Raw genomic sequence first — 25,367 nt, forward strand, 5'->3', positions numbered from 1 at the left:
TTCTGCAGCGCGGTGAGCCCGGCGGTCGGGTCCGCCTCCGGAGAGGGGCGTCGGCGGGCCGCTGTCGACGGGCTGCGCCTGGTCGCCGGGCAGCCGCGCCGCCCTCCGCGAGGTGGATCCGGCTCGATGATTCCGCTGAAATCGAGCCGGATCCACCTCGGGGGCATCGTTTGCGGGGTGATCGAGCGATGCGGTGCGCGCACACCCCTTGACGTACAACCGTTCGGTTGTAGGATGTGGGCATGACAGCCCGACTCGACGACGATGTCGACGCGATGTTCCAGGCGTTGGCGGATCGGACGCGGCGCGACATCGTCCGCCGTGTCCTCGTCGACGGACTGTCCGTGTCCGAACTCGCCGAGGACTACGACATGAGCTTCGCCGCCGTGCAGAAGCACGTCGCCGTGCTCGAGCGGGCGGGTCTCGTGACGAAGGAGCGCAGCGGACGTCGCCAGGTCACCCGGGCCGATGTCGGCGCGATCCGCACCGTGCGCGACCTCCTCGGCGATCTCGAACTCCAATGGCGGGACCGCGTCGAGCGCATCGATGCCCTGCTCGCCGCCGACGACGCGGACACGACGCCTCTGCCCCGCCCGGGCGCGGAGGGATAAACGGATTCAATGACGAAGGAGCAGTCATGCCGGTGACGGAGACCAGCCACAACGAGGACACGAAGACCCTGACGATGGTCGCGCAGTTCGCCGCCCCGCCAGAGAGGGTCTGGGAAGTCTACGCCGATCCCCGGCAGCTCGAGAAGGTGTGGGGACCGCCGACGCATCCGGCCACCGTCGTCGACCACGACCTCGTCCCCGGCGGTCGGGTCACCTACTACATGACCGGACCCGAGGGGGAGAAGTACTACGGCCTCTGGGAGGTCACCGCCGTCGACGCGCCCGTGAGCTTCTCCTTCCGCGACTACTTCGCCGATGAGAACTTCGACATCGCGCAGTCCCTGCCCGGCAGCGCGAACACCTACACGTTCACCGCCGACGGCGACGGCACGAAGGCCGTCTACACCTCGGTCTTCGACACCGCCGAAGGCCTGAAGACGGTCCTCGAGATGGGTGTCGTCGAGGGTGCCACGGCGGCGATCGGGCAGATCGACGACCTCCTCGCCGAACGCTGACGACCTCCCGCCTCGGCGGGGACGGGTACGGAACGGGCAGCCGCCTCGGTGCGGTCGGGTGCGGAACGGGCAGCCGCCTCGGCGGGACTCACTCCTTCGCCATCGCCGCCATCGACCGCTGCGGCGCGTCCGACTTCACCGCGATGATGAGGGCGAGGCCGATGATGAGGACGATGATGATGCCGAGCGTGCCCGCACGCTGATATCCGAGCAGGGAGATGAAGAGCGCGAACATCGCCGGGCCGAGGAAGCTCACGGCCCGGCCGGTCGTCGCGTAGAGGCCGAAGTTCTCGCCGGCGCGCTCGGGCGGGGTGAGGCGGGCGAGGAACGACCGCGACGAGGCCTGGACGGGGCCGACGCAGAAGCTGAGGACGAGCGCGCACACCCAGAACACGGCCGGGTCGTCGGTGAGAAGGATCGGCACTCCGCCGGCGATGATGACGATGAGCCCGGTGATGATCACGGGTTTGGGGCCGAAGCGGTCGTCGAAGAGCCCGGCGATCATCGCTCCGGCGCCGGCCGCAATGTTCGCCGCGACGCCGAGGATGATGATCTGCGTGGCCGAGAAGCCGTAGCTGCCGGCCGCGAGCACCCCGGCGAACGCGAAGATCGCGGCGAGCCCGTCGCGGAAGATCGCCGAGGCGATGAAGAAGCGCAGCGTCTGATGCTCGTGCTTCCACATCCGCACGAGGCGGCGGACGAGGGATGCGTAGTCGGCGATGAACGCCCTGATCGGATGGCCGCCCGAGGTGCCCGTGACCTTCGCGCCCGGGGCGGTGACGAGGACCGGGATCGCGAAGACCGCGAACCACACGGCCGAGAGCACTGCGACGATGCGGAAGCGCAGGCCGTCCTCGTCGGTGGCGCCGAAGAGGCCGACCTCGGGCTGGATGACGAGGACGAGGAGGAGGACGAGGAGCACGAGCCCTCCCGCATAGCCCATGCCCCAGCCGAAGCCGGAGACCTTGCCGACGTTGTCGGGGGTCGTGATGCGGACCATGATGCCGTTGTAGGCCACCTCGGCGAATTCGAAGAAGACGCTGCCCACGGCGATGAGGAGCAGACCCAGCCACAGATAGGCGGGGGAGTCGCGGACGAAGAAGAGACCGGCCATCGTCACGATGACGATTCCCGTGTGGACGCCGAGCCAGAGCTTGTGCCGCCCGCCGGCATCGGCGCGGGTGCCGACGGCCGGGGCGACGAGGGCGATGACGAGTCCGGCGGCGGCCATCGACCAGCCGAGCGCCGCGGAGCCGGACTCCTCGCTGCTCGCCACCGCCTTCGTCAGGTACGGGGTGAAGACGAATGTGATGATGACGGCATTGAACGACGCCGAACCCCAGTCCCACAGCGCCCAGCTGAAGACGCCGATGCGCGAGCTGACAGGGGTTCGCGGAGGTGAGTGCATGACGTCACTGTACTGAATTCCCAGGTCCGAGATTGTTCATTGGGTGAGAGTTCGGTTGATGTTCCCTCAGGATTCCGGCAAGGTAGAAAGTCGGTTAAGTGCACTCGATGCGAAGGAAATCATGACTGATTCTCAAGCGGACAAAGCCACAGCGGCGGGGGATCCGCCAGGCGGAGACGGTGCCGAAACCGCCCGTCACGACGCGGAGGCGGCGCCCGGCGCGGACTCCCAGGGCACCGCGATCCCGCCCGAAGAGCAGGCTCACTACCTCTTCGGAGCCCCCGATCCGGTGCGGCTCCACCTGCCCGATCGACTCCACATCGGCGAGGACGACTCCGACGACGCGATCACGGAGAAGCTGCGCCGCCAGGGCGTGAAGATCGGCCGGGGCATGATCGCCCCGCGCGTCTTCTGGCCCGCCCTCATCGTCATCGTCGCCGTCGCCGGGCTCTCGGTGCTCTTCCCCGACAGCGCGGGGCAGGTCATCCTCGACATCCAGGCCTGGATCGTCGCCGACCTCGGCTGGTACTACATGCTCGTCGTCGGCGCCTTCGTCGCCTTCGCGATCTTCGTCGGCGTCTCGAAGTACGGCCGGATCAAGCTCGGCAAGGATGAGGACGAACCCGAATTCGGCGTCCTCTCCTGGTTCGCCATGCTCTTCGCCGCCGGCATGGGCATCGGCCTCGTCTTCTACGGTGTCGCCGAACCGCTCACCTACGCCACGACCGGACCGAAGCCCGGATGGGGCGGCAACGAGGTCGAGAACGCCCAGCTGGGCATGGCTCAGACCTTCGTCCACTGGGGTCTGCACCCGTGGGCGCTCTACGCCGTGCTCGGCATGGCGCTCGCCTACGCGATCCACCGCCGCGGTCGCCCGCTGTCGATCCGCTGGGCGCTCGAACCGCTGCTCGGCCGCTACGTCAAGGGCTGGGCCGGTGACACGATCGACGTCATCGCGATCTTCGGCACCGTCTTCGGCATCGCGACCTCGCTCGGCCTCGGCGTGCAGCAGATCTCGGCGGGACTCGCGCACATCGGCGTCGTCGGTGAGTACGACAACCTCTTCCTCATCATCCTCATCGTCATCATCACGCTGCTCGCCACCACCTCGGTGGTCTCCGGTGTGGGCGCGGGCATCAAGTGGCTGTCGAACATCAACCTGACGATGGCGGGCGTCCTGCTCGTCACCGTGCTCGTGTTCGGACCCACGCTCTTCCTCTTCCAGAACTTCGTCGAATCCCTCGGCGTCTACCTCGCCAACGTGCTCGGCATGACCTTCGACATCGGCGCCTACACCGGTGAGGAGGGTGCCGAGTGGAACGCGTCGTGGACCCTCTTCTACTGGGGCTGGTGGATCTCGTGGGCGCCGTTCGTCGGTGTCTTCATCGCCCGCATCTCGCGTGGTCGCACCGTGCGCGAGTTCATCGCCGGCGTCCTCCTCGTGCCCTCGCTCGTCGGGTTCTTCTGGTTCTCCGTCATGGGCGGCACCGGCATCTTCCGCCAGCTCTTCGGTGCCGGTGACCTCGTCGACCCGGAGGAGGGCGTTGTCGCCGAGCGTGTGCTCTTCGACGTCCTCGGCGATCTGCCGCTGGGCTCGATCCTCTCGGTCATCGCGATCATCCTCGTGGCGATCTTCTTCATCACGTCCTCGGACTCCGGTTCGCTCGTCGTCGACATGCTCGCCTCCGGCGGTCACCCGAACCCGCCGATCTGGTCGCGTGTGCTCTGGGCGCTGCTCGAGGGTGCGCTCGCGATCGCGCTGCTCACCGCCGGTGGACTCACCGCGCTGCAAGCGGGGTCGCTGATCACAGCGCTGCCGTTCAGCATCATCCTCATCCTCGTGTGCATCTCGACGCTCAAGGCGTTCGGGAAGGAAGCGAAGCGCACCGCGGCGATCGAGCGCGCGGCGGCCTACCGGGCCGTCGGCGAGCACCTCGCCGATGACTTCGACGAGTACCTCGGCGACATCGTCGATGAGCGCATCGACTACCAGATCACCCGCAGCAAGGGGCTCATCGAGCGTCAGCGCGAGAAGGTCGTGCGCAAGGACGAGAAGGTCGTCCGCAAGGACGACCCGCGCTCCGGTGGGGCGCGCTCTGGTGGGGCACGTGACGGCGGGGCACGCTCTGGTGGGGCACGTGACGGCGGGTCCGGCAAGGACACCGGGCGGAAGTTCAGCCTGCGCAAGGACAGTCCTGGTCGGGACGGCTCCGAACGCGACCAGTCCGGACGCGACGGCCTCGAGTAGAACCCGGTTTCGGGAACCGACCCCCGAGCGGCGGGGCCCGGCACTCGACTGAGTGGTCGGGGCCTGTCATCGGGTTCGGCGTCCGGTTGAGTGGCTGGGCTTCCGGCGCGAAACGGCTCGGCCCTCCACCGGACACGGTGTTCTGCCGAGATGCCTCGGCCCGGTCACCGGACCGCAGCGGCGGCCATGTGGATTCCTCACATGGCCGCCGTTCTCGTCTGCGCGAACGATCCGAAACCGGCAGGAGTCGGACGACCCGGCGACCGCCTCGGCGAGGGTCCTGGTGGGGCTCACCCTGGTTTCGGCGGCTCATGTCATGACGTGAGCCCTGGAAACCAGGGTGAGCTGCAGCGGAAGCTTCCGCGGAGACGACGGTCTGCCGACGACGGGCGCCCGACCGCCAGGAGGCGTCCCGCGTCGGCCCGCGGGCGCCGGTAACCCGCGGAGCTCGACCACGATGCCGGCCTCCACTCCGGTTTGCGCCAGTTGAGCCTGAGATGGCCAATACGGGAACTGGCCATCTCAGCTTCAACTGGCGCAAACGTGCTCGGCACACTGCGGGGGCCGGTCGCCCGGCGCGAATGCGGGGCGAGCCGCCCGGCGCCACACGGCGGCGAGCCACTCGACGCGATCGGGCGGTCGGGGGCGGGCACGACCTACGGCGAGCAGGTCGGCGGATGTGCTTCAGTCGCCTGGGGAGAACCGAGTAGGGTGGAGGCACACGACCGCCACCGGACCGACCAAGGAGCCCACATGCCCATTGCCAGCCCCGATGTGTACGCCGAGATGATCGACCGGGCGAAGGCCCAGGGATTCGCCTATCCGGCGATCAACTGCACGTCCTCGCAGACGATCAACGCGGCGATCCGCGGATTCGCCGAGGCGGGATCCGACGGCATCATCCAGCTCTCGACCGGCGGTGCGGAGTACATCTCCGGCCCGACGATCAAGGACCGCGTGCGCGGGGCGATAGCGTTCTCCGCGTTCGCCAACGAAGTCGCCAAGAGCTACGACGTCAACATCGCCCTCCACACCGACCACGCCCCCAAGGACGCCGTCGAAGCCTGGGTCAAGCCCCTCCTCGAAGCCTCGACCGAACGCGTCAAGTCGGGTGGCCAGCCCTACTTCCAGTCGCACATGTGGGACGGATCGGCCGTGCCGCTCGATGAGAACCTCACCCTCGCCGAGGAGCTGCTCGGCCTGGCGGCGGCCGCCAATGTCATCCTCGAGATCGAGGTCGGCGTCGTCGGCGGCGAAGAGGACGGCGTCGAGAACGAGATCAACGAGCAGCTCTACACCACCGTCGAGGACGGTCTGGCCACGGTGCGCGCGCTCGGCTCGGGGGAGAAGGGCCGCTACCTCACGGCGCTCACCTTCGGCAACGTCCACGGCGTCTACAAGCCCGGCAACGTCAAGCTCCGTCCCGAGCTCCTCGGCGAGATCCAGGCCGCCGTCGGCAAGGAGGTCGGCAAGGACAAGCCCTTCGACCTCGTCTTCCACGGCGGCTCGGGATCGAGTGCAGAGGAGATCGCCGAGGCGGTCCGCCACGGAGTCGTGAAGATGAACGTCGACACCGACACCCAGTACGCGTTCACCCGTCCCGTCGCCGATCACATGTTCCGCCACTACGACGGCGTGCTCAAGATCGACGGCGAGGTCGGCAACAAGAAGGAATACGATCCCCGGTCGTACGGCAAGGCCGCCGAGGCGGGCATGGCCGCGCGCGTCGTCGAAGCGTGCGAGAACCTCGGCTCGGCGGGCACGAGCGCCAAGTGATGACACCCGGCGCCGGGCCCGCGCGGCGCTGAGCGCCGGGCGCTGGAGCCGGGCAACGGCGATTCAGCGGTCGAGTGATCGCGCGAGTGACCGCCTGCTGCGCCAGCCGCGGCACACGCGCTAGCCGCAACAGACCGAAGGGCCTCGCTTCGTCATTGTGCGAAGCGGGGCCCTTCGGTGTGCTGGGGGAGCGGTGTGCTGGAGGTGGCGTGCCGGGAGCCGGCGCGCCGGGAGGCGAGCGGTGCGCGTGGCCCGGGGTGCCACCGGCCTACGGGGTCGAGAAGCCGGCATCCTTGAGCATCGCGACAGCCGTGTCCGACGTGAGGAACCTGACGAAGGCGTCGGCCTGCTCCTGGTTCTCACTCGCCTTCACCGTGGCCGCGGGGTACTGGTTGACGACCTTGTCCGCACCGTCGAGGTCGACCTGGTCGACCGAACCGTCGGAGCGGGCGACATCGGTGACGTAGACGATGCCGGCGTCGGCCTGACCCGCGCTCACCTTGCCGAGGACGTCGGTGACCGAGTTCTCCTCACTGGCGGGATCGAGCGTCACGCCGTTCTGATCCGCCCACTTCTGCGTGGCCGCACCGCAGGGGACCTGGGGTGCGCAGACGACGAGGTCGTTGCCGGCGAAGTCCTGCGAGCTCGCGATGTTCTTCGGATTGCCGGGGGCCACGGCGAGCGTGAGCGTGTTCGACGCGAAGATCTCCGGCGTCCCGGCGAGGAGCTCGGCGCTCTCGAGATCGTTCATCGTCTTCTCATCCGCGGTGGCGATGACATCGGCGGGCGCACCTTCGGTGATCTGCGAGACGAGATCGGAGGAGCCGGCGAAGGAGAACGTCACATCGACGTTGGGCTCCGCCTTCTTGTACTCGGCGGCGATCTCGTCGAAGACCTCGGTCAGCGAGGCGGCGGCGAAGACGGTGAGCGTCGTCGGCTCTGCGGAGTCGGTCTGCGAGTCGGACCCGGAGGCCCCGGTCGAGCAGGCGCTGAGGGTGAGCAGTGCGGCAGTGCACATGGCAATCAGTCTCTTCTTCATTGGGTCAATCTATCCGCACATGCGGAGAAAACACACAGACACGTCAGCATTTGAGATAGAAATGGAAAAGGTTTTCCGAAACTCCGGAACTCAGGCGGTCGGCTCGGTTCCGGCGGCGAACTCCCAGTGCTCGTCGATCGGCGGCAGCGGGCGCGGACCCCGCACCCGCTCGAAGTCCCATGCCAGGCCGAGCAGCGTCGCATCCGTGTAGGCGGCGCCGGCGAACGTGACGCCAACCGGCATCCCCGTCGACGCCATCGTTCCCATCGACGTCGTCACCGTGGGCACCCCGAGATGGCGCAGCGCGAGGTTGCCGTTCGAGTAGTGCGTTCCGTTGCGCCACGCGAGGTCAGCCGAGGCGGGATCGCGATCGGCGTCGGCACCTCCGACGTCCGCGTTCGCGGGGAAGACGACGGCGTCGAAGCCCTCATCGTCGAGCCAGTCCTCGAGCAGCCGGACGCGGAGGTCCTCGAGCTCCCCGAGCGCCTCGGCGAACCCGGGGATCGCAGTGACGTCGATGCCGGAGGGGTGGGCGCGGGCGACGGCGACGATGTCGTCGTAGCGATTGAGGTTGTCGGCGACCTCCGGATAGCGATCGGGCAGCGTACCGGCCGGCAGCGGGAAGAGCAGGGCGGGGTCGGCCTTGACGAGGCTGTCCAGTGCCGGATCCCCGTTCGCGCGGAGGAAGTCGTCCCAGCCGAAGGCGGGCAGGGTGGTGAATTCGTGCTCCATCCAGCCGCGGGGGAGGTCGGCCGCCTCGGCGAGCCTCTCATGGGTCGGACTCGTGCCCTCGTACTCGTCGATGAGTGGGAAATCGGTCTCGACGACCGTCGCCCCTGCCGCTTCGAGACGCGCCCGCGTGTCCTCCCACAGGGCGCGCACGTCGGGGTGGACCTCGATGAGGGAATCCGCGCCGAGGTAGCGGCGAGGGGCCGCGAGCCGCGCCCCGGCGAGCATGCCGGGCCGGCCGATGGCCCGGAAGTCCGCGGGGCGCCACTCGCTCGGTCGCGGCAGCGGGACGGCGGTCTGGAGTCGCCAGAAGTCCCCGCGCGTCTCGGGATCGTCGGCGACGAGGACGTTGAGCACCTCGAGGAGGTCGGTGACGGACTTCGTGTGCGGGACGACGACGTCGCGAGTGGGGAACAGCGGCCAGTTCCCGCGCAGGGAGATGAGTCCGCGCGAGGGGGTGTAGGCGACGATGCCGTTGTTCGAGGCGGGGCTGCGGCCCGACGACACGGTCTCCTCCCCGAGGCCGAACTGGCAGAGTGAGGCGGCCACGGCGACGCCCGAGCCGTTCGACGACCCTGAGGCGTAGGCGGCGGCGAGGAAGTCCCGGTTGAAGGGGCTCTCCGCACGCCCGTAGAGACCGCGCTGCATGCCCCCGTCGGCGAGCGGCGGCATCGTCGTCTTGCCGATGAGCACCGCGCCCGCCGCGCGGAGGCGCGCGACTGAGAACGCATCCCACCGGGCTTCGAGGTCGGCGAACGCCGGGGATCCTGCGGCGACCGTGAGGCCGGCGACCATGAACGAGTCCTTGACGGTGAAGGGGATTCCCTCGAGAGGGCGGGCTGTGCCGTCGGCGAGCCTGCGGTCGGACTCCGCGGCCGCGGCATGGGCCGCCGGGTTGTCGACGACGACGGCATTGAGGGCGGGATCGGCCGCGATGCGGGCGAGGTGGACATCCAGCAGCTCTGCGGCGGAGATCGCGCCCGCAGTCAGCTGTGCGCGGAGTTCGGCGATCGTGATGGTCGGCGGCACTGGGGTCATCATTGCTCCCGGTCTCAATGGCGATGTTATTCATTGACTGAAAATTCAGTCAGTATTACGATAGCCGACACGACGACGTTTCCAAAGGAGTGAGATGGCGAACTCAGCACAACGACGTGCGCAGACCCCGGGCGCAGCCCGCGACGTGGGAGGGAAGGCGGACCGGTTCGGTCGCGTCGAACGCGCAGGCGTCGACTTCGTGCCGATCGCGGCGCGCCGATCGACGCCGGGAAACCTCTTCCGCGTCTTCGTCGGCGGCAACCTCGCCCTGTCCGTGGTGATCTTCGGGTGGCTGCCGATCTCCTTCGGGCTCAGCTTCTGGCAGGCGGTCGCCTCGAGCGCCGTCGGTCTCGTCATCGGGCTCGGACTCATGGTGCCGATGACGCTGCTGGGCACCCGTACGGGCACGAACAATCCCGTCTCGAGCGGCGCCCACTTCGGGATGCGCGGGCGCCTGCTCGGGTCGACGCTGACGCTCCTCTTCGCCATCGCCTATGCGGCGATCGCCGTGTGGACCTCCGGGGAGGCGCTCGTCGCCGGAGCGCACCGCCTCTTCGGGACCGCGCAGAACGACACGGCGTTCCTCATCGGCTACGCGATCATCGCCGTCGAGGTCGTGCTCATCGCCCTCTTCGGACATGGGACGATCGTCGCCCTGCAGAAGGTCATCATCCCCGTCGCCGGGATCCTGCTCTGCCTCGGTGTCCTCGCCTACGCTCCCGGATTCGACCCCGCGGCGCCGGCCGCCGACTACCTCCTCGGCGACTTCTGGCCGACGTGGCTCTTCGCGGTGACGATCTCGATCGGCGGTCCCCTCTCCTATGCGCCGTCGGTCGGCGACTACACGCGGCGGATCTCTCCGCGGAGATTCAGCGACCGGCAGGTGGCTCTGGCCGCCTCGGCGGGGATCTTCACCGGCCTCTTCGCAACCGCGGTCTTCGGCGCGTTCACCGCCTCGACGTTCCCGGTGCTCTCGGAGTCCTATGTCGCCGATCTCGTCGCCGCGGCCCCGACCTGGTACCTCGTCCCGCTGCTCGTGCTCGCCGTCTTCGGCGGCTTCGGTCAGGGCGTCATCAACATCTACGCCAGCGGACTCGACCTCGAATCGATCATTCCCCGCCTCACGCGGACCCAGACGACGCTCATCACCTCGGGCATCGCCGTCGTCGTCATGTACCTCGGCGTCATCGCCGCCGACGCGATCTCCTCGATCACCGCGATGACCGTCGTGCTCAACGCGTTCGCCGGAACGTGGGTCGTCATCAACGGCATCGGCTTCCTCGTCGCCCGCCGGGGCCGCTACGACCCGGTCGCCCTCCAGCGGTTCGGGTTCGGGCTGAGCGGCGGACGGTACTGGTTCTCCCGCGGCTGGAACCTGCGGGCGGTCATCCCGTTCCTCGTCGGCGCGAGCGCCGGCCTCCTCACCGTGCAGAACGAGCTCTATGCGGCACCGCTGGCCGACGTCGCCGGGGGCGTGGACATCAGCCTGCCGGTCTCGATGATCGTCGGCGGGGGACTCTATTTGTGTGCGCTGCGGGTGTGGCCGGAGACTGGTGTCGACGACGACGTACCGGCGCTCGCCGAGGAGGCGCGCCGATGAGAGAGGCGGGGCCGACCATGGCGAAACCGGATGCAAGCGCGCGGATCCTCGAAGCCACCCGCGAGGAGATCGCTGAGAACGGAGTGCGCGGGCTGCGGGTGCAGAACGTCGCGAAACGGGCCGGCGTCTCCCTCGGACTCGTCTACTACCACTTCGAGGACCGCGCAGGCCTGCTCACGGCCACGATCGACTCCGTCAACCAGGCCGTCGAAGAGCGCGTGCTCCACCCGGCGACCGGTGGCGACGACGTCGACATCATCATCGACCAGCTCGTCGGCGAGGTCGGTGACGCCGCCGGCCTCCGCGGGGACTCCGTCGTCTGGAACGAGATCCGCGCGATCGCCGTCTTCGAAGCCGAACTCCGCGGCCCGCTGGCCGCGACGACGGAGGAATGGGAGAAGCGCTTCGGCCCGCTCCTGCGCTCCCTCGGCCTCACCGAGGCGGTCGTGGCCGAAACCGCGACCCTCCTCACCGTGCTCGTCGAGGGGATCTCGGGACGGTGGCTGAGCGACCAGCTCGACACCGCGGAGGCGCAGCGGCTCATCCGCCTCGGCGCCGCCTCCATCCTCGACGCGGCGACCGCACGCAAAACCACCCGCGAGACCACCCCACCGCCGACCAGCACGGCGACCCCACAGACACCCCAAGGATGACGAGATGACGAACACCGAGACCACGACAGCGACCGGAACTCCCGCGGCCGACTCGAGCCCGCGCTGGCGGATGCCGAGCGAGACCGCCCCGCACGACCGCGTCTACATGGCGTTCCCGTCCCGCGGACTGTCCTTCGGCGATGCCGAGGACGCCCGCCGGGCGTGGACGGCCGTCGCCCACGCGACCCAGGACTTCGTGCCCGTGACGATGGTCGTCGACCCTGACGACCGCGCCGCCGCCGAGGCGATGCTGACCGCGGACATCGAGCTGCTCACCGCACCGCTCGACGACGCGTGGATGCGTGACATCGGACCGACCTTCGTCATCGGCGACGGCGGCCGCCTCGGCGCGGTGGACTGGACGTTCAACGGGTGGGGTCAGCAGGAATGGGCGCGGTGGGGCAAGGACAGGGAGATCGGTCGCATCGTCGCCGCACATGCCGGCGCCGAGGTGGTCGACTCCGAGCTCGTCAACGAGGGCGGCGGGATCCACGTCGACGGAGCCGGGACCGTGCTCGTCACCGACACCGTCCAGCTCGACCGCTTCCGCAACCCGAGCTGGTCACGGGATGAGATCGAGGCGGAGCTGCGGCGCACCCTCGGCGTCGACCGCACGATCTGGTTCCCGCGCGGGCTGCACCGGGACTCCCAGCGCTTCGGCACCCGCGGTCACATCGACATCGTCGCGACCCTGCCCGACGAGCACACGGTGCTCATCCACCGGCAGCGGGACCCCCGTCACCCCGACCACCACCTCGGTCCTGTCTACGACGAGGTCCTCGCCGCCGCCTCGGCGCGTGACGGTCAGCCGTGGAGGGTGATCGAGCTCGACGCTCCCGAGCGGGTCCGCGACGAGGAGGGGTGGACCGACTACAGCTACGTCAATCACCTCGTCACCAACGGGGCGGTCATCGCGTGCACCTTCGACGACCCCAACGATGCCCTCGCGCTCGACCGGCTCGCCGAGGCGTACCCGGGGCGCGAGATCGTCGGCGTCGATGCGCGGGACATCTTCGCCTACGGCGGCGGGATCCACTGCATCACCCAGCACCTGCCCGCCGTCTGAGTCGAGACGGCACGAGGCCCGGGACGCCATTGTCCCGGGCCTCGTCGTCTCAGTGCCGCGCCTGCAACAGGTGGGCTGTCTCGCGCCGGCAGCCGGAGCGCACGGTCTCGTGCCGGCAGCCGGTGCGCACGGTTCAGGGCATTCAGCCGGTGCAGTGCCCCGAACCGCGCGGCACTCAGCCCTGCGGCACCTGCTCGCCGGCCTTCATCCGCGCCCAGCGCTCCTCCCAGAACGTCGCATTCCTGATGCCGACGGCCTGGGGGTCGAACTCGGGGTCGAGGCCGAGCTTCTGCTGCCGCTCGAAGTCCCGCAGCAGCTTGAAGGCCGGCTGCTGGAGGATGAGGATGCCGACGATGTTGAGCCACGCCATGGCGCCGACGCCGATGTCGCCGAGCGCCCACGCATCACCGGGGTTGTCGTTCATCACGCCGATCGCGACGGCGATGAGGATGAGCACCTGCAGGGCGCGGGTGCCGATCGTGAGGAACACGGGGTTCTTGAACTTGCCGAGCAGGTAGACGAGGTTCGTCTCCGCCATGTAGTAGTAGGCGACGATCGTGGTGAGCGCGAAGAGGAAGATCGAGATCGCGATGAAGCTCGCGCCGATGCCCGGGAAGATCGAGTCGAGACCCGACTGCGGCCAGCCCTCGCCCGGTGTCGTCTCGAGGGACTCGACGAGCTGCCCGCGACCCGAGCCGATGATCTCGCCTTCGGGGCTGAGCACGCGGTACATGCCGGTCGACAGGATCATGAAGGCCGTGGCCGAGCAGACGAAGAGGGTGTCGATGTAGACCGAACCGGCCTGGACGAGGCCCTGCTTGGTCGGGTGGGACACCTCGGCGGCGGCCGCGGCGTGGGGACCGGTGCCCTGACCGGCCTCGTTGGAGTAGATGCCGCGCTGGACACCCCACTGGACGGCGAGGCCCATGATGCCGCCGAAGGCCGCCTGCGTGCTCGTGTCGATGCCGAACGCGGACTTGAAGATCAGCTCGATGACGGGCACGATCTGGTCGGCGTTGAGGAAGGTCACCGCGATCGCGGCGAGGATGTAGATGACGGCCATGAACGGCACGGCCAGTGACGCGAAGTGCGCGATGCGCTTGACGCCGCCGATGACGATGAAGGCCATGATGACGACGAGGGCGAGCGCCGTGACCCAGGTCGGCAGGTTCCATGCGTTCGTCACCGCACCGCCGATGGCCCGCGACTGGACGCCGGGCAGGAGGAACGACATCGCGAGGACCGTGACGGCGGCGAAGACGAAGCCGTAGACCTTGAAGAACTTCCCGAAGCGCGTGTACTCGTAGGCCTTCTCGAGGTAGAAGGCCGGACCGCCGCGGTACTCGCCGGTCTTGGGGTCCTTCTCCTTGTATGTCTGACCCAGCGTCGATTCGACGTAGGAGGTCGAGGCGCCGAGGAGGGCGGAGATCCACATCCACACGACGGCACCGGGTCCGCCGAAGCCGATCGCCGTGGCGACGCCGGCGATGTTGCCGACGCCGACGCGTCCGGCCAGCGACATCGACAGCGCCTGGAACGACGAGACGCCGTCCTCGGAGCTCCTGCCCCGGAACATCTGCGTGAAGATCGACTTGATCTTGCGGATCTGGACGGCGCGGGACCGGATGGTGAAGTAGACACCGGCACCGAGGCAGAGGTACACGAGTGCGGATGACCAGATGATCCCATTGAGCCATTCGATGACTGCGGACACGTTCTTCCAATCGTTGTTTCGTCGGAGGGTGCCGGGGCGGCGGGGGCAGCAGGTGCGCCACGTCGCAAGGGACCCTACCCAAGAGAATGATGTGGCTAGGCTGTGAGCCACCTCATAAGTGAAGCCGATTGTGAGCTGGGACGCAAATTCGCCGGTGAGGCCCGTCGATCCGCGGATCGCGAGGTTGCGAAATGGTTTCGACATCAACCATTTTCTGTGGGGCAGTTCACTATTTGGGACGGTATCCGTAAGATGTGACCCGGATCTCTCCGAGCAAAGACGACACGGAGAGCACACGTGGAAGACAGGAACACAATGAATCGTCGAACTGGTGTGAAGGCCGCAGCGCTCGCTGCCGCCGGCGCCCTGCTTCTCTCGGCATGCTCGACCTCGACCACCGGCAGCGACGCCGGCGGCGACGGCAGCGCGCTGACAGTCGGCACCACTGACAAAGTGGTCGCACTCGACCCGGCCGGAGCGTACGACAACGGCTCCTCGCTCGTCGAGCAGCAGATCTATCCGTTCATCCTCGCCTACAAGCCCGGCACCGCCGAGCTCAACCCCTCGATCGCCGAATCGGCCGACTTCACCGAGCCGACGAAGTACGAGGTCAAGCTCAAGGACGGTCTCAAATACGCCAACGGCAACGACCTCACCTCCTCTGATGTGAAGTTCTCCTTCGACCGCCAGCTCAAGATCCAGGATCCCAACGGACCGTCGTCCCTCCTCGGCGGGCTCGAATCGGTGGAGACCCCCGACGACAAGACGGTCGTGTTCAACCTCAAGCGGGAGAACGACCAGACCTGGCCGGGCGTGCTCGCCTCGGCGGCGGGACCGATCGTCGACGAGGACGTCTTCTCGCCCGACGCGCTCACCCCGGACCAGGAGATCGTCGACGCCGAGGCGTTCTCGGGTCCCTACACGATCGACAGCTTCAAGTTCAACGAGCTCATCACGTACAAGGCGTACCCGGACTATCAGGGCTACGTCGAGCCGGCGAAGACCGACAGCGTGCAGATGCGGTACTACTCGGACGCGAACAACATGAAGCTCGACGTCCAGAAGGGCACGATCGACGTCGCCTGGCGCTCGCTGTCGGCGACCGACATCGAGGACCTCGGCAAGGACGAGAACCTCACCGTCCACAAGGGCCCCGGCGGCGAGATCCGCTACATCGTCTACAACATGGACACGATGCCCTTCGGTGCGAAGACCGACGACCCCGACGAGAAGAAGGCGCTGGCCGTGCGCCAGGCGATGGCCGACTCGATCGACCGCCAGGCGATCGCGAGCCAGGTCTACAAGGACACCTACACCCCGCTCTACTCCTTCGTCCCCGACGGGCTGCCGGGGGCGAACGAGGCGCTCAAGTCCGCGTACGGCGACGGCCAGGGCGGAGCGGACGTCGAGAAGGCGAAGAAGGCTCTCGAGGACGCGGGAGTGCAGACGCCCGTCGACCTCAACCTCCAGTACAACCCTGACCACTACGGTCCGTCCTCGGGCGATGAGTACGCGCTCATCAAGGATCAGCTCGACAAGACCGGGCTGTTCAACGTCAACCTCCAGTCGACGGAATGGGTCCAGTACTCCGAGGACCGCACCTCCGACGTCTACCCGATGTACCAGCTCGGGTGGTTCCCCGACTACTCGGACGCCGACAACTACCTCGTGCCGTTCTTCTACGACACGGATGAGACGCCGAGCTTCCTCGCCAACCACTTCCGTGACGACCAGATCAACAAGGAGCTCACGGATCAGGCGTCGACCGCCGACAAGGCCGAACGCGAGAAGGAGCTGGGCACGATCCAGGACCAGCTCTCCGAGCAGCTGCCGACGCTGCCGCTGCTCCAGGGCAACCAGATCGCCGTGTCTGGCAAGGACGTCAAGGGCGTCGAGGAGACCCTCGACCCCGCGTTCCAGTTCCGCTTGGCGCTGCTGAGCAAGTGAGCACCACGCGACTCGTGACCCGTCCCGGCCCGCGCCGAGGCGGCACCGAGCAGCGACGGTCACATCCCTGACCGTCGCCACCGAGGTGCAGGTGAGCCGACCGCTTGCCTGCACCTCGGTAGCGCGTGCGCCCGGCGGCGCATCCGCGACTCCGCTCGTTCACGACGGCGATCCTGTCACGACGACACATCGAAGGAACCATGTCTGCAGCCATCAGCCAACCCGAGGCGGCCGAGCCGACCGCCGCGGTCAAGAAGGCCCCGGGAAGCGGCCTGGGACGCTACGTCCTCATCCGCTTCCTCCTCATCATCCCGACCATCTTCATCCTCACCACCCTGGTGTTCTTCCTCATGCGGATCACCGGCGACCCGATCACCGCGGCACTCGGCGGGCGCCTGACCCGGGAGCAGCTGGCCGAACGCGTCGCCGCCGCCGGCTACGACCGGCCGATCCTCGTCCAGTACTTCGAGTACATGGGCAATCTGCTCCGCGGTGACTTCGGGACCACCGTCTCCGACGGCCAGCCCGTCACCGAGGTGCTCCTCACGTACGGGGCGGCGACCGTCGAACTCGTCTTCTACGCGCTCATCGTCGCGTTCATCATCGGCATCCCCTTCGGCATGATCGCCGCGTACAAGCGCGACAAGACCCCCGATGCGGTGCTGCGCATCCTCGCGATCCTCGGCTATGCGACCCCGGTGTTCTTCGCCGGCATGATCCTCAAGCTCATCTTCGGCGTCTTCTGGCCGATCCTCCCGGTGGCGGGGCGCGGCACGACGGAGACCGAATACATCATGTCCGGGGTCGTCGATCCCACCCGCTTCTACATCATCGACGCGATCCGCATCGGCAACTTCGAGGTCCTCGGCGACGTCCTCGCCCACGCGGTCCTCCCGGCCGTGGCGCTCGGCATCCTCACCGCCGGCGTCTTCCTCCGCCTCGTGCGCACGAACCTCATCGGCACGCTCGGCCAGCAGTACATCGACTCCGGCCGCTCCCGCGGGATCTCCGAGTTCCGCCTCGTCACGAAGCACGCCTACCGGCCCGCGCTGATCCCGATCATCACCGTCATGGGCATGCAGATCGCGCTCATGCTCGCCGGCGCCGTGCTCACCGAGACGACGTTCGAATGGAAGGGCCTCGGCTTCAAGCTCGCCGAGTACCTCACCGCCCGCGACTTCGTCGCCGTCCAGGGCATCGTCGTGTTCCTCGCCGTCATCGTGGCGTTCACGAACTTCCTCGTCGACGTCATCGCCGCCTTCATCGACCCCCGAGTGAGGTACTGATGTCCACATCCCACCCGGAGAAGACCGGGATCACCGAAGCGCCGGAGAGCGCCCAGGAGTCCTTCGCCGAGGCGGCCCCCGGCACCGGTGTCCCCGCCGTCGTCCTCGATGAGAAGGCGAAGAAGTCGTGGTTCAACCGGCTGCCCATCGTCTCCCATCTGCGCCAGTCCGTCGGTCTGCAGCGGGGCATGCTCGTCACGGGTCTCGTGCTCTGCGGGCTCGTCCTCATCTGCGCGGTCTTCGCGCCGCTCATCGCCCCCTACGGGTACAACCAGCTCGGCACCTCCGAGGGGAACTTCGGGGCCACGCTGCCGCCGAGCGCCGAGCACATCTGGGGCACGACCGTCGGCGGCTACGACGTGTTCTCCCGGGTCATCTGGGGAGCCCAGACCGCGGTCGCCGTCATCGTCGTCGCCGTCGTCGCCTCCCTCTTCCTCGGCGTCGCCCTCGGCCTGATCTCCGGCTACCTCGGTGGGTGGCTCGACCGGATCCTCGTCGTCATCGCCGACGCCGTCTACGCGTTCCCGACCCTGCTGCTCGCGCTCGTCATGGCGATCGCGATCTCCGGCGGGCAGTCGAGCGCGTGGGGCGGCATCGCCGCGGCGGCGCTGTCCATCACCGTCGTCTTCATCCCGCAGTACTTCCGCGTCGTCCGCGCCGAGACCCTGCGGCTCAAAGCCGAGCCCTTCGTCGAATCGGCGATCGTCCTCGGGGCGTCGAAGACGCGGATCATCGGCAAGCACATCTTCCGCAACGCGACGCGCACGCTGCCGCTGATCTTCACCCTCAACTCGTCCGAGGCGATCCTCACCCTCGCCGGACTCGGGTTCCTCGGATTCGGCATCGAACCCACCTCGGCGGCGGAATGGGGCTACGACCTCAACAAGGCGCTGCCCGACGTCACGAGCGGCGTGTGGTGGACCTCGGTCTACCCGGGTCTGGCGATCGTGCTCACGGTGCTCGGCATCACGCTCGTCGGGGAGTCGATGAACGACCTCAACGACCCGCGCCTGCGGGTGCGGCGGAAGGCGAAGACGAAGGCCGGCGCCGCCGGTGCACGCGATCGAAAGGCCGAAGCATGAGTGCGAACGACAATCCGATCCTCGACGTCGACCACCTCGACGTCACCTTCTCCACCGACGCCGGTGAGGTCCACGCGGTCAAGGACCTCTCACTCGAGGTGCGTCCCGGCGAAGTGCTCGCGATCGTCGGCGAATCCGGCTCGGGCAAGACCGTGACCGCCCGGTCGATCCTCGGACTGCTGCCGGAGACCGCGCAGCGCACGGGCGCCGTCGTGCTCTCGGGCAGCAACGTGCTCAGCGTCGCGCCCGAACAGCTGCGGCAGATGCGCGGCTCCGATGTCGCCATGGTCTTCCAGGAGCCCTCGACGGCGCTCAACCCCGTGTTCACGGTGGGCTGGCAGATCGCCGAGGGGCTGCGGGCCCACCATCGGCGGGCGAGCCGCTCCGAGCTCAGGGCCAAGGCGATCGCGGCGATGGAGCAGGTCGGGATCCCCGATGCCGCCAACCGCTTCGACTACTACCCGCACCAGTTCTCCGGCGGTCAGAAGCAGCGCATCGTCATCGCGATGGCGCTGGCGCTCGGGGCCAAGCTCATCGTCGCCGACGAGCCGACGACCGCCCTCGACGTCACGGTGCAGGCCGAGATCCTCGATCTGCTCCGCGACCTGCGGGACACCACGGGCACCGCGATCGTCCTCATCACCCACAACATGGGCGTCGTCGCCGACCTCGCCGACCGGGTGGCCGTGATGTACCGCGGCGACCTCATCGAAGTCTCCCCGGTGGGCACGCTCTTCAGCGAGCCGAAGGAGCAGTACACCCGCGACCTGCTCGCCGCCGTGCCGAAGCTCGGCTCGACCGTCGCCGGCAGTCGGAAGGCCGCCGCCGGCAGTCGGAAAGCTGCCGTCGTCGAGGAGCGGGACCCGGCGACCGCGCCCGCCGCGGGGGAGGAGCGGGACCGGGCGACCGCCTCGGCGAGGGACTCCGTCGTCGTCGCCAAGGACCTCGACATCGTCTACCCCGGCGGCATCGGGCGCCCGGACTTCCACGCCGTGAGCTCGGTGAGCTTCGACATCAGGGCGGGCGAGGTCTACGGCCTCGTCGGCGAGTCGGGGTCGGGCAAGACGACGATCGGCCGGGCGATCGCGGGTCTGACGCGGGCCAGCGGCGGGAGCCTCAGCGTCCTCGGACATGAGATGGTCGGGTTCAGAGAGGGCGGCTTCCGGCCGATCCGCAAGCGCATCGGGTTCGTCTTCCAGGACCCGGCGGCGTCGTTCAACCCGCACCTGACGATCGGGGAGTGCATCGCCGAGCCGTTCGCGATCCACCGTCGCGAGATGACCGCACGCGACCGGCAGTCCCGGGTGCTCGAGCTCCTCGACTCCGTGCAGCTGCCGGCGGAGTATGCGGGGCGCTACCCGCACGAGCTCTCCGGCGGACAGCGGCAGCGGGCGTCGCTGGCACGCGGCCTCGCCCTCGACCCCGAGCTGCTCATCGCCGACGAGCCGACCTCGGCCCTCGATGTGTCGGTGCAGGCGAAGGTGCTCGAGCTCTTCGTCGATCTGCAGAACCGGTTCGACTTCGCGGCGCTCTTCATCAGCCACGACCTCGCCGTCGTCGACATGCTCTCGGATCGCATCGGCGTGCTCTACCACGGCCGGCTGCTCGAGGAGGGCACTGGCGAGAAGGTGCTCGGGGCGCCGAGCAACGACTACACGAAGCGGCTCATCGCCTCCCTGCCGGTGCCCGACCCGGTCGAGCAGAAGGAGCGGCGCGAACTCGCGCGGCAGCTGCGGGTCGCCGCCGGGGCGTAACGCAGCAGCTGCCTTCCGGGCGCTGCGTCACCCTGCGCAGGGTGACGCAGCGCCTGGAAGGCGGCCGTGCGGACTCTCCTACTTGCCGTCGGAGATGAAGTCGAGCATGCCCGCCTCGTTGACGGGCAGCGCAAGGAGACGGTCGAGTTCGGCCTCGTCGGCGTCGATGCCGACGATGCGCAGCGCGTAGAGCGTGAACTCGCGCTCGATCTGCTCGGAGTCGAGCTCACCGCCGGGCCGGAACCAGATCGAGAGCGAATTGCAGATCGAGAGGATCGCCCGGGTCGCGAGCTGCGCGTGGCTGACCCGGAACGCACCCGAGTCGATGCCCGCTTGGATGATGTCGCCGAGGATGTCCCTCGCCTCCCGCTGCAGCGTCTTGATCCGGGCGGCGTTCTCCCCGCCCAGGCGCTCGGTGTCGCGCAGCAGCACCGTCGACACCGACACGTTCGCCATGCGGTAGCGGGAGAGGTAGCGAACGGAGACGGCGAGCTGGTCGACGGGATCGTCGTCCACCTCGGCGATGACGGCCCTGCTGTGCTCGATGTACCACGTGTACGCGGTGTGGACGAGTTCGTAGAGGGCTTCCTGCTTCGACGGGAAGTAGTAGTAGAGGGCGGAGAGGCTCAGCCCCGCCGCCTGGGCGATGTCGCGGATCGACGCACCGTCGAAGCCCTTCGTCGCGAAGGTGTCGCGGGCCGACCGGAGGATGTTGTTGCGGCCGTTCGTTGCTCTCACGTGACCACGCTCCTCGGTCATTGGGGATCGAACATTCTTTCAAGTGGGTTCACTCGCCCCTCGACAATACCGCAGAACCCCACTGTGAGGACCGTCACCCTGCAACTTCGGAATGATTAAAGTTTCAAGCATGTTGCCAGTCGTTGGAGCCGTCGTCATCTCCGGCGTCGGCCCGGTTCCGGCGGCGGACGTCGCCGGTCCACCGCTCACCATCGACAGACAGCGAAGGACATTCATGCTCAAAGTCGCGATCATTCCCGGCACCAACCGTCCCCAGGCCCTCAATCCGCAGGTCGTCGCCTGGGTCAAGGACCAGCTCGACGTCCGCGACGATGTCAGCGCCGAGGTCGTCCACTTCGCCGACTTCGACCTCCCGCTCCTCGACGAGGTCATTCCCGCAGGTGCCCAGATGTACGCGAACGCCCACACCAAGGCCTGGGCGGCGAAGCTCGACGAGTTCGACGCCTTCATCTTCGTCACGCCTGAGTACAACCACTCGATCTCCGGCTCGCTGAAGAACGCACTCGACTTCGTCGCCGCCGAGTTCAACCACAAGGTCGCCGGCATCGTCAACTACGGAGCCGACAAGGGCGTGCGCGCGGCCGAGCACCTGCGCCACATCCTCGCCAACTACAAGGTCGCCGTCGTCCGCGACCAGGCCTCCTTCAGCATCTTCACCGATGTCACCGACGGCACCTTCACCCCCACCGAGGTGTCCGCCGCACCGTTCACCTCGATGGTCGATGACCTTGTCGCCTGGGGCGGCGCGCTCAAGGGCGTCCGCGAGGACGCCGCCTCCGTCGCCGTCTGAGCGAATGACCCAGCCCGCCTGCCATGTCCGCGGCAGGCGGGCTGTGTCGTGTCCGGGCAACCTCGCCGAGGCGGTCGGACCTCGGCGCCGGGAACTCCGGTGGCCGCGGAGGCCGGGCACCGCCTCGGCGAGTGACCCCCTGTGATCTGGACGACACCGCTGGGGTAGGGTCGGATCAGTGAACGATCGCTCAGCGCCGGACCCGGCGCCGCGATCCCCGCCGTCCCCGACGCGAAGGAATCCCATGGACATCACAGACACAGTCGCCCTGGTCACCGGCGGAGCCTCGGGGCTCGGCCGCGCCACCACGGAGGCGCTGCTCGCCGGCGGGGCGCAGGTCGTCATGGTCGACCTCAACGCCGAGGTGGGGGAGCAGGTGGCCCGCGAACTCGGCGACCGCGCCCACTTCGTCGCCGCTGACGTCACCGACGAAGCTCAGGTGCAGGCGGCCGTCGACACGGCCACCGGACTCGGCTCCCTGCGCATCGTCGTCAACTGCGCGGGTGTCGCGACCCCGGGCAAGCTCGTGTCGAAGAAGGGCCCGCTGCCCCTCGACGCGTTCACCAAGGTCCTCGCCATCAACGTCGTCGGCACCGTCAACGTCTGCCGTCTCGCCGCCGCTGCGATGCAGCAGGAGGAGCCGGTCGGCGAAGAGCGCGGCGTCATCGTCAACACCGCCTCGGTCGCGGCGTTCGACGGCCAGATCGGACAGATCGCCTACTCCGCGTCGAAGGGCGCCGTGGCCGCGGTGACCCTGCCGATGGCGCGCGAACTCGCCGCCTCCCTCATCCGCGTCGTGACGATCGCCCCCGGCATCTTCGAGACCCCGATGATGGCGGGACTGCCCGCCGAGGCGCAGGAATCGCTGGGGAAGTCCGTGCCTCACCCCGCGCGGCTGGGCAAGCCCGCCGAATACGCGCAGCTCGTCGAGTCGATCGTTGCGAACCCGATGCTCAACGGAGAGACGATCCGCCTCGACGGCGCGATCCGCATGGCGCCGAAGTGATCTGAGCTCAGCGTGACTCGTTGACGAGCAGGGCGAGCTGGACGCGAGTGCTCACCTCGAGTTTGTCGAAGATCCGCGCGAGATGGGTCTTCACGGTCGCCGTCGAGACGAAGAGCGACCGCGCCACCTGCGCGTTCGTCATGCCGCTCGCGACCGCCTCGGCGATTTCGCGCTCCCTCGCGGTCAGCGTCGCGAGCGGATCGGGGCGACTCGGCTGAGCAGGACCTCGCATGCCGTCGAGCGCACCGGCGAGGAACGCATCGCCACCGCCTGCGCTCGGGAACCCGTCCTGCCGCTGCGGTGCACGGCCGTCAGCCGATCGCGCCTGATCGAGGAGGGAATCCATCACTCCTGGTGAGAGCGTGCGAGTGCCGCCGGCGGCGGCGCGCACCGCGTTGATGAGCTCATCGGGTGGGGTGTCCTTGAGGATGTAGCCGGCTGCCCCGGCGCGCAGCGCCTCGTGGACGAACTCGTCGGTGCCGAACGCGGTGAGGACGAGCACCTCGGGGCGCTCGGCCTGCGCCATGAGCGTGCGGGTCGCCGCGAGGCCGTCCATGACCGGCATCCGCAGATCCATGAGGATGAGATCGGGGGAGAGCTCACGGGAGAGGGCGACGGCCTCCTCGCCGTTGGTCGCCTCGGCGACGATCTCGATGTCCTTCGCGACGCCGAGGAGGAGCCTGAGTCCCGAGCGCATGAGCGACTCGTCGTCGGCGATGATGATCCTCAGGCTCATGCGGTCTCCTCGGTCGGCGGGGCAGAGGCGGGTCGGTCGTTGGGCAATCGGTCGGGCACCGCGCGTTCGAGACTCGACCGTCCGTGCACCTCGGTCTCCGGGCGCGCGCTGTCACTGGTCTGCCCCGCGCTGTGGTCAGCGGGTACGGAATCCGGTTCGGCACGGAGTCCGGGCGCGGGAATCCGCGCACGGAGGACGAAATCGGGTCCGGCGGTCACCGTGAGATCGCCGCCCATCGCCTCCATCCGCTCGCGCAGGCCGAGCAGCCCGAGCCCGGAGCCGGCGATCGGCGACATCTGCGGCGGCACCGCGGTGCTGCGTCCGGCACCGCTTGCGCTGGCGCGTCCCAGCGGGTTGCTCGCGGTGAGCAGCAGGGAGTGCGGGGTGTCGTCGACGGCGACTGTGATCGTCAGCCGCGCGCCGGGCGCGTGCTTGACGGCGTTCGTCATCGCCTCCTGGACGAAGCGGTAGATCGTCGTGCGCTCAAGGGCGCCTAGGCTGTGGAGCGATGCGGCGGTGAGCGGCGGTTCGTAGACGAGGTCGACGCTGTCGGCGCGGCCGCGGACGAGGGGTTCGAGGTCGGGATCGACGACGGTGCCCTGGTCGTCACCGCGCAGCATCGTCAGCACTTCGCGCAGTTCGACGCCGGAGCGGCGGGCGCTGTCGGCGATGAGGCGGGCACTCTCGCGCACCGACGCCGGGTCGAGGTCCTCGCGGACGGAGAGCGCACCGGAGTACATCGCGATGACGCTGAGGTGGTGTGACAGGGAGTCGTGCATGTCGCGGGCGATGCTCCGGCGCACCTCGGCGATCGCCCGTTCCTGCCGGGACTGCCCGCGCAGGAGGGTCTGGGCGGCGGAGTCGATGAAGCCCTGCTCACGGGCACCGCGGATGACGCCGATGACGACGATGATCGACAGGGACGAGAGATTGAAGAGGTAGACGGGCAGCTGGAAGCCGCCGAGGGCCGTGGGGGTGATGACGTAGGCGAAGGTCAGCGCGGCGATCGAGACGAGGAGCGTCGCGATGGTGAGGAGCCAGTTCCGCCGCGCGCACAGCGTGATCATCAGCAGCCCCGACGACGCGATTCCGAGGACTCCAATCGTTCCGAAGGCGACGCCGATGAGACCGAGGGTGACGGGAATCCACCCTCCGGTGTGCCGCTGCAGGGATTCGACCGATCCGTCCCGGTCGAGGAACGTCTCGCCTCCGCGGCCGCTCGTCGACAGGAATTCCCGGAGCTTCTCGGCCGCCAGGACTTTGGGCCTCAGCGTCGAGCGGGGAACGGTCCGCCCGTCGAGCCAGAGGACGATGGGCAGGCAGGCCAGGGAGATCGCCCCGAAGACGATGTGGATGGTGATCTCGGCGTTCCGGCTGAATTCGTCGACGGCGGGATCGTTCGGGTTCGACCAGTTGGCGGCAATGAGACCGGCAACGATGAGCGCGCCGATGACGAAGCTGATCGTCGTCCACAGGGCGGCGCGGAAGAAACGGTGGTGGCGGGCGCGAAAGGGCACCCTTCGACGATACCCGGGCGGTCGCCTCGGCGAGGTCAGCCGAAAGGATGAGAATGTCCATGCCCCTGGTCGATGGCGGTCGTCGACATCCGG

20 protein-coding genes are annotated in these 25,367 nt (G+C 68.4%); 13 read left to right on the forward strand and 7 right to left on the reverse strand.

From position 1 onward, the window contains the following. The first annotated feature begins 242 nt into the window (after positions 1–242). Together J9315_RS01710 and J9315_RS01715 are read left to right on the forward strand one after the other, a co-directional pair. On the forward strand, positions 243–611 hold the full coding sequence (locus J9315_RS01710) for a metalloregulator ArsR/SmtB family transcription factor (protein WP_198499834.1): 369 nt from the start codon (positions 243–245) through the stop codon (positions 609–611). A 26-nt stretch (positions 612–637) separates the two neighbouring features. After that, positions 638–1,126, forward strand: coding sequence for an SRPBCC domain-containing protein (locus tag J9315_RS01715; RefSeq protein WP_198499833.1), 489 nt, complete (start codon positions 638–640; stop codon positions 1,124–1,126). Between the two features lie 88 nt (positions 1,127–1,214). On the opposite strand, the gene J9315_RS01720 is transcribed toward J9315_RS01715, so the two are convergent. Beyond that, entirely contained in the window at positions 1,215–2,534 is a 1,320-nt protein-coding gene (locus J9315_RS01720; protein ID WP_198499832.1) for an MFS transporter, read from the reverse strand. Positions 2,535–2,655: 121 nt separating this feature from the next. On the opposite strand from J9315_RS01720, the gene J9315_RS01725 reads away from it, so the two are divergent. Continuing rightward, on the forward strand, positions 2,656–4,782 hold the full coding sequence (locus J9315_RS01725) for a BCCT family transporter (protein WP_232623737.1): 2,127 nt from the start codon (positions 2,656–2,658) through the stop codon (positions 4,780–4,782). 753 nt (positions 4,783–5,535) lie between these two features. Beyond that, positions 5,536–6,558: a class II fructose-bisphosphate aldolase gene (gene fbaA / locus J9315_RS01730; RefSeq protein WP_198499831.1), complete on the forward strand. Its 1,023-nt coding sequence runs from the start codon at positions 5,536–5,538 to the stop codon at positions 6,556–6,558. Between the two features lie 268 nt (positions 6,559–6,826). Here fbaA and modA read toward each other — a convergent pair whose 3' ends face one another. After that, complete coding sequence (gene modA, locus J9315_RS01735; protein WP_249120994.1) at positions 6,827–7,576, reverse strand: molybdate ABC transporter substrate-binding protein; 750 nt, start codon at positions 7,574–7,576, stop codon at positions 6,827–6,829. 111 nt (positions 7,577–7,687) lie between these two features. Continuing rightward, on the reverse strand, positions 7,688–9,355 hold the full coding sequence (locus J9315_RS01740; protein WP_232623736.1) for an amidase: 1,668 nt from the start codon (positions 9,353–9,355) through the stop codon (positions 7,688–7,690). A 103-nt stretch (positions 9,356–9,458) separates the two neighbouring features. Here J9315_RS01740 and J9315_RS01745 point away from each other — a divergent pair, with 103 nt between their 5' ends. Genes J9315_RS01745 through J9315_RS01755 form a run of 3 tightly spaced genes read left to right on the forward strand, consistent with a single transcriptional unit; the run spans position 9,459 to position 12,683 of the window. Next, a complete protein-coding gene (locus J9315_RS01745) occupies positions 9,459–10,964 on the forward strand; it encodes a cytosine permease (RefSeq protein WP_198499828.1) in 1,506 nt (501 codons plus the stop codon). A 17-nt stretch (positions 10,965–10,981) separates the two neighbouring features. Continuing rightward, on the forward strand, positions 10,982–11,617 hold the full coding sequence (locus J9315_RS01750; RefSeq protein ID WP_198499827.1) for a TetR/AcrR family transcriptional regulator: 636 nt from the start codon (positions 10,982–10,984) through the stop codon (positions 11,615–11,617). Between the two features lie 4 nt (positions 11,618–11,621). Then, positions 11,622–12,683 (forward strand): agmatine deiminase family protein, encoded by a 1,062-nt coding sequence (locus J9315_RS01755; protein ID WP_232623735.1) that lies wholly within the window; start codon positions 11,622–11,624, stop codon positions 12,681–12,683. A 175-nt stretch (positions 12,684–12,858) separates the two neighbouring features. Here the strand turns inward: J9315_RS01755 and J9315_RS01760 are convergent, their stop codons facing one another. Next, positions 12,859–14,397, reverse strand: a complete 1,539-nt coding sequence (locus J9315_RS01760) for an alanine/glycine:cation symporter family protein (RefSeq protein ID WP_198499826.1) — start codon at positions 14,395–14,397, stop codon at positions 12,859–12,861. 315 nt (positions 14,398–14,712) lie between these two features. On the opposite strand from J9315_RS01760, the gene J9315_RS01765 reads away from it, so the two are divergent. From J9315_RS01765 to J9315_RS01780, 4 genes are all read left to right on the forward strand, one after another. Continuing rightward, positions 14,713–16,344, forward strand: a complete 1,632-nt coding sequence (locus J9315_RS01765) for an ABC transporter substrate-binding protein (RefSeq protein ID WP_198499825.1) — start codon at positions 14,713–14,715, stop codon at positions 16,342–16,344. A 200-nt stretch (positions 16,345–16,544) separates the two neighbouring features. Continuing rightward, positions 16,545–17,630 carry an ABC transporter permease gene (locus tag J9315_RS01770; RefSeq protein ID WP_198499824.1) on the forward strand — a complete coding sequence of 362 codons (1,086 nt, stop codon included), beginning with the start codon at positions 16,545–16,547 and terminating at the stop codon, positions 17,628–17,630. Then, a complete protein-coding gene (locus J9315_RS01775; protein WP_232623734.1) occupies positions 17,630–18,712 on the forward strand; it encodes an ABC transporter permease in 1,083 nt (360 codons plus the stop codon). Before J9315_RS01770 ends, J9315_RS01775 begins: the two co-directional genes overlap by 1 nt. Then, on the forward strand, positions 18,709–20,466 hold the full coding sequence (locus J9315_RS01780) for an ABC transporter ATP-binding protein (RefSeq protein ID WP_198499823.1): 1,758 nt from the start codon (positions 18,709–18,711) through the stop codon (positions 20,464–20,466). The genes J9315_RS01775 and J9315_RS01780 overlap by 4 nt, the downstream gene beginning before the upstream one ends. A 78-nt stretch (positions 20,467–20,544) precedes the next feature. On the opposite strand, the gene J9315_RS01785 is transcribed toward J9315_RS01780, so the two are convergent. Further along, the gene (locus tag J9315_RS01785) at positions 20,545–21,204 is read right to left on the reverse strand and encodes a TetR/AcrR family transcriptional regulator (RefSeq protein WP_198499822.1); all 660 of its coding nucleotides are present in this window, start codon (positions 21,202–21,204) and stop codon (positions 20,545–20,547) included. Between the two features lie 130 nt (positions 21,205–21,334). Between J9315_RS01785 and J9315_RS01790 the strand changes: the two genes are divergently transcribed. Together J9315_RS01790 and J9315_RS01795 are read left to right on the forward strand one after the other, a co-directional pair. Further along, complete coding sequence (locus J9315_RS01790; protein ID WP_232623733.1) at positions 21,335–22,015, forward strand: NAD(P)H-dependent oxidoreductase; 681 nt, start codon at positions 21,335–21,337, stop codon at positions 22,013–22,015. 244 nt (positions 22,016–22,259) lie between these two features. Then, the gene (locus tag J9315_RS01795; RefSeq protein WP_198499821.1) at positions 22,260–23,021 is read left to right on the forward strand and encodes a 3-hydroxyacyl-CoA dehydrogenase; all 762 of its coding nucleotides are present in this window, start codon (positions 22,260–22,262) and stop codon (positions 23,019–23,021) included. 7 nt (positions 23,022–23,028) lie between these two features. Here the strand turns inward: J9315_RS01795 and J9315_RS01800 are convergent, their stop codons facing one another. Both J9315_RS01800 and J9315_RS01805 read right to left on the reverse strand, forming a co-directional pair. Beyond that, positions 23,029–23,757: a response regulator transcription factor gene (locus J9315_RS01800; protein ID WP_198499820.1), complete on the reverse strand. Its 729-nt coding sequence runs from the start codon at positions 23,755–23,757 to the stop codon at positions 23,029–23,031. Then, positions 23,754–25,274 (reverse strand): histidine kinase, encoded by a 1,521-nt coding sequence (locus J9315_RS01805; protein ID WP_232623732.1) that lies wholly within the window; start codon positions 25,272–25,274, stop codon positions 23,754–23,756. Before J9315_RS01805 ends, J9315_RS01800 begins: the two co-directional genes overlap by 4 nt. Positions 25,275–25,367 lie beyond the last annotated feature (93 nt).

It is taken from the genome of Brevibacterium sp. W7.2, assembly GCF_018137945.1.
GTDB lineage: Bacteria > Actinomycetota > Actinomycetes > Actinomycetales > Brevibacteriaceae > Brevibacterium > Brevibacterium sanguinis.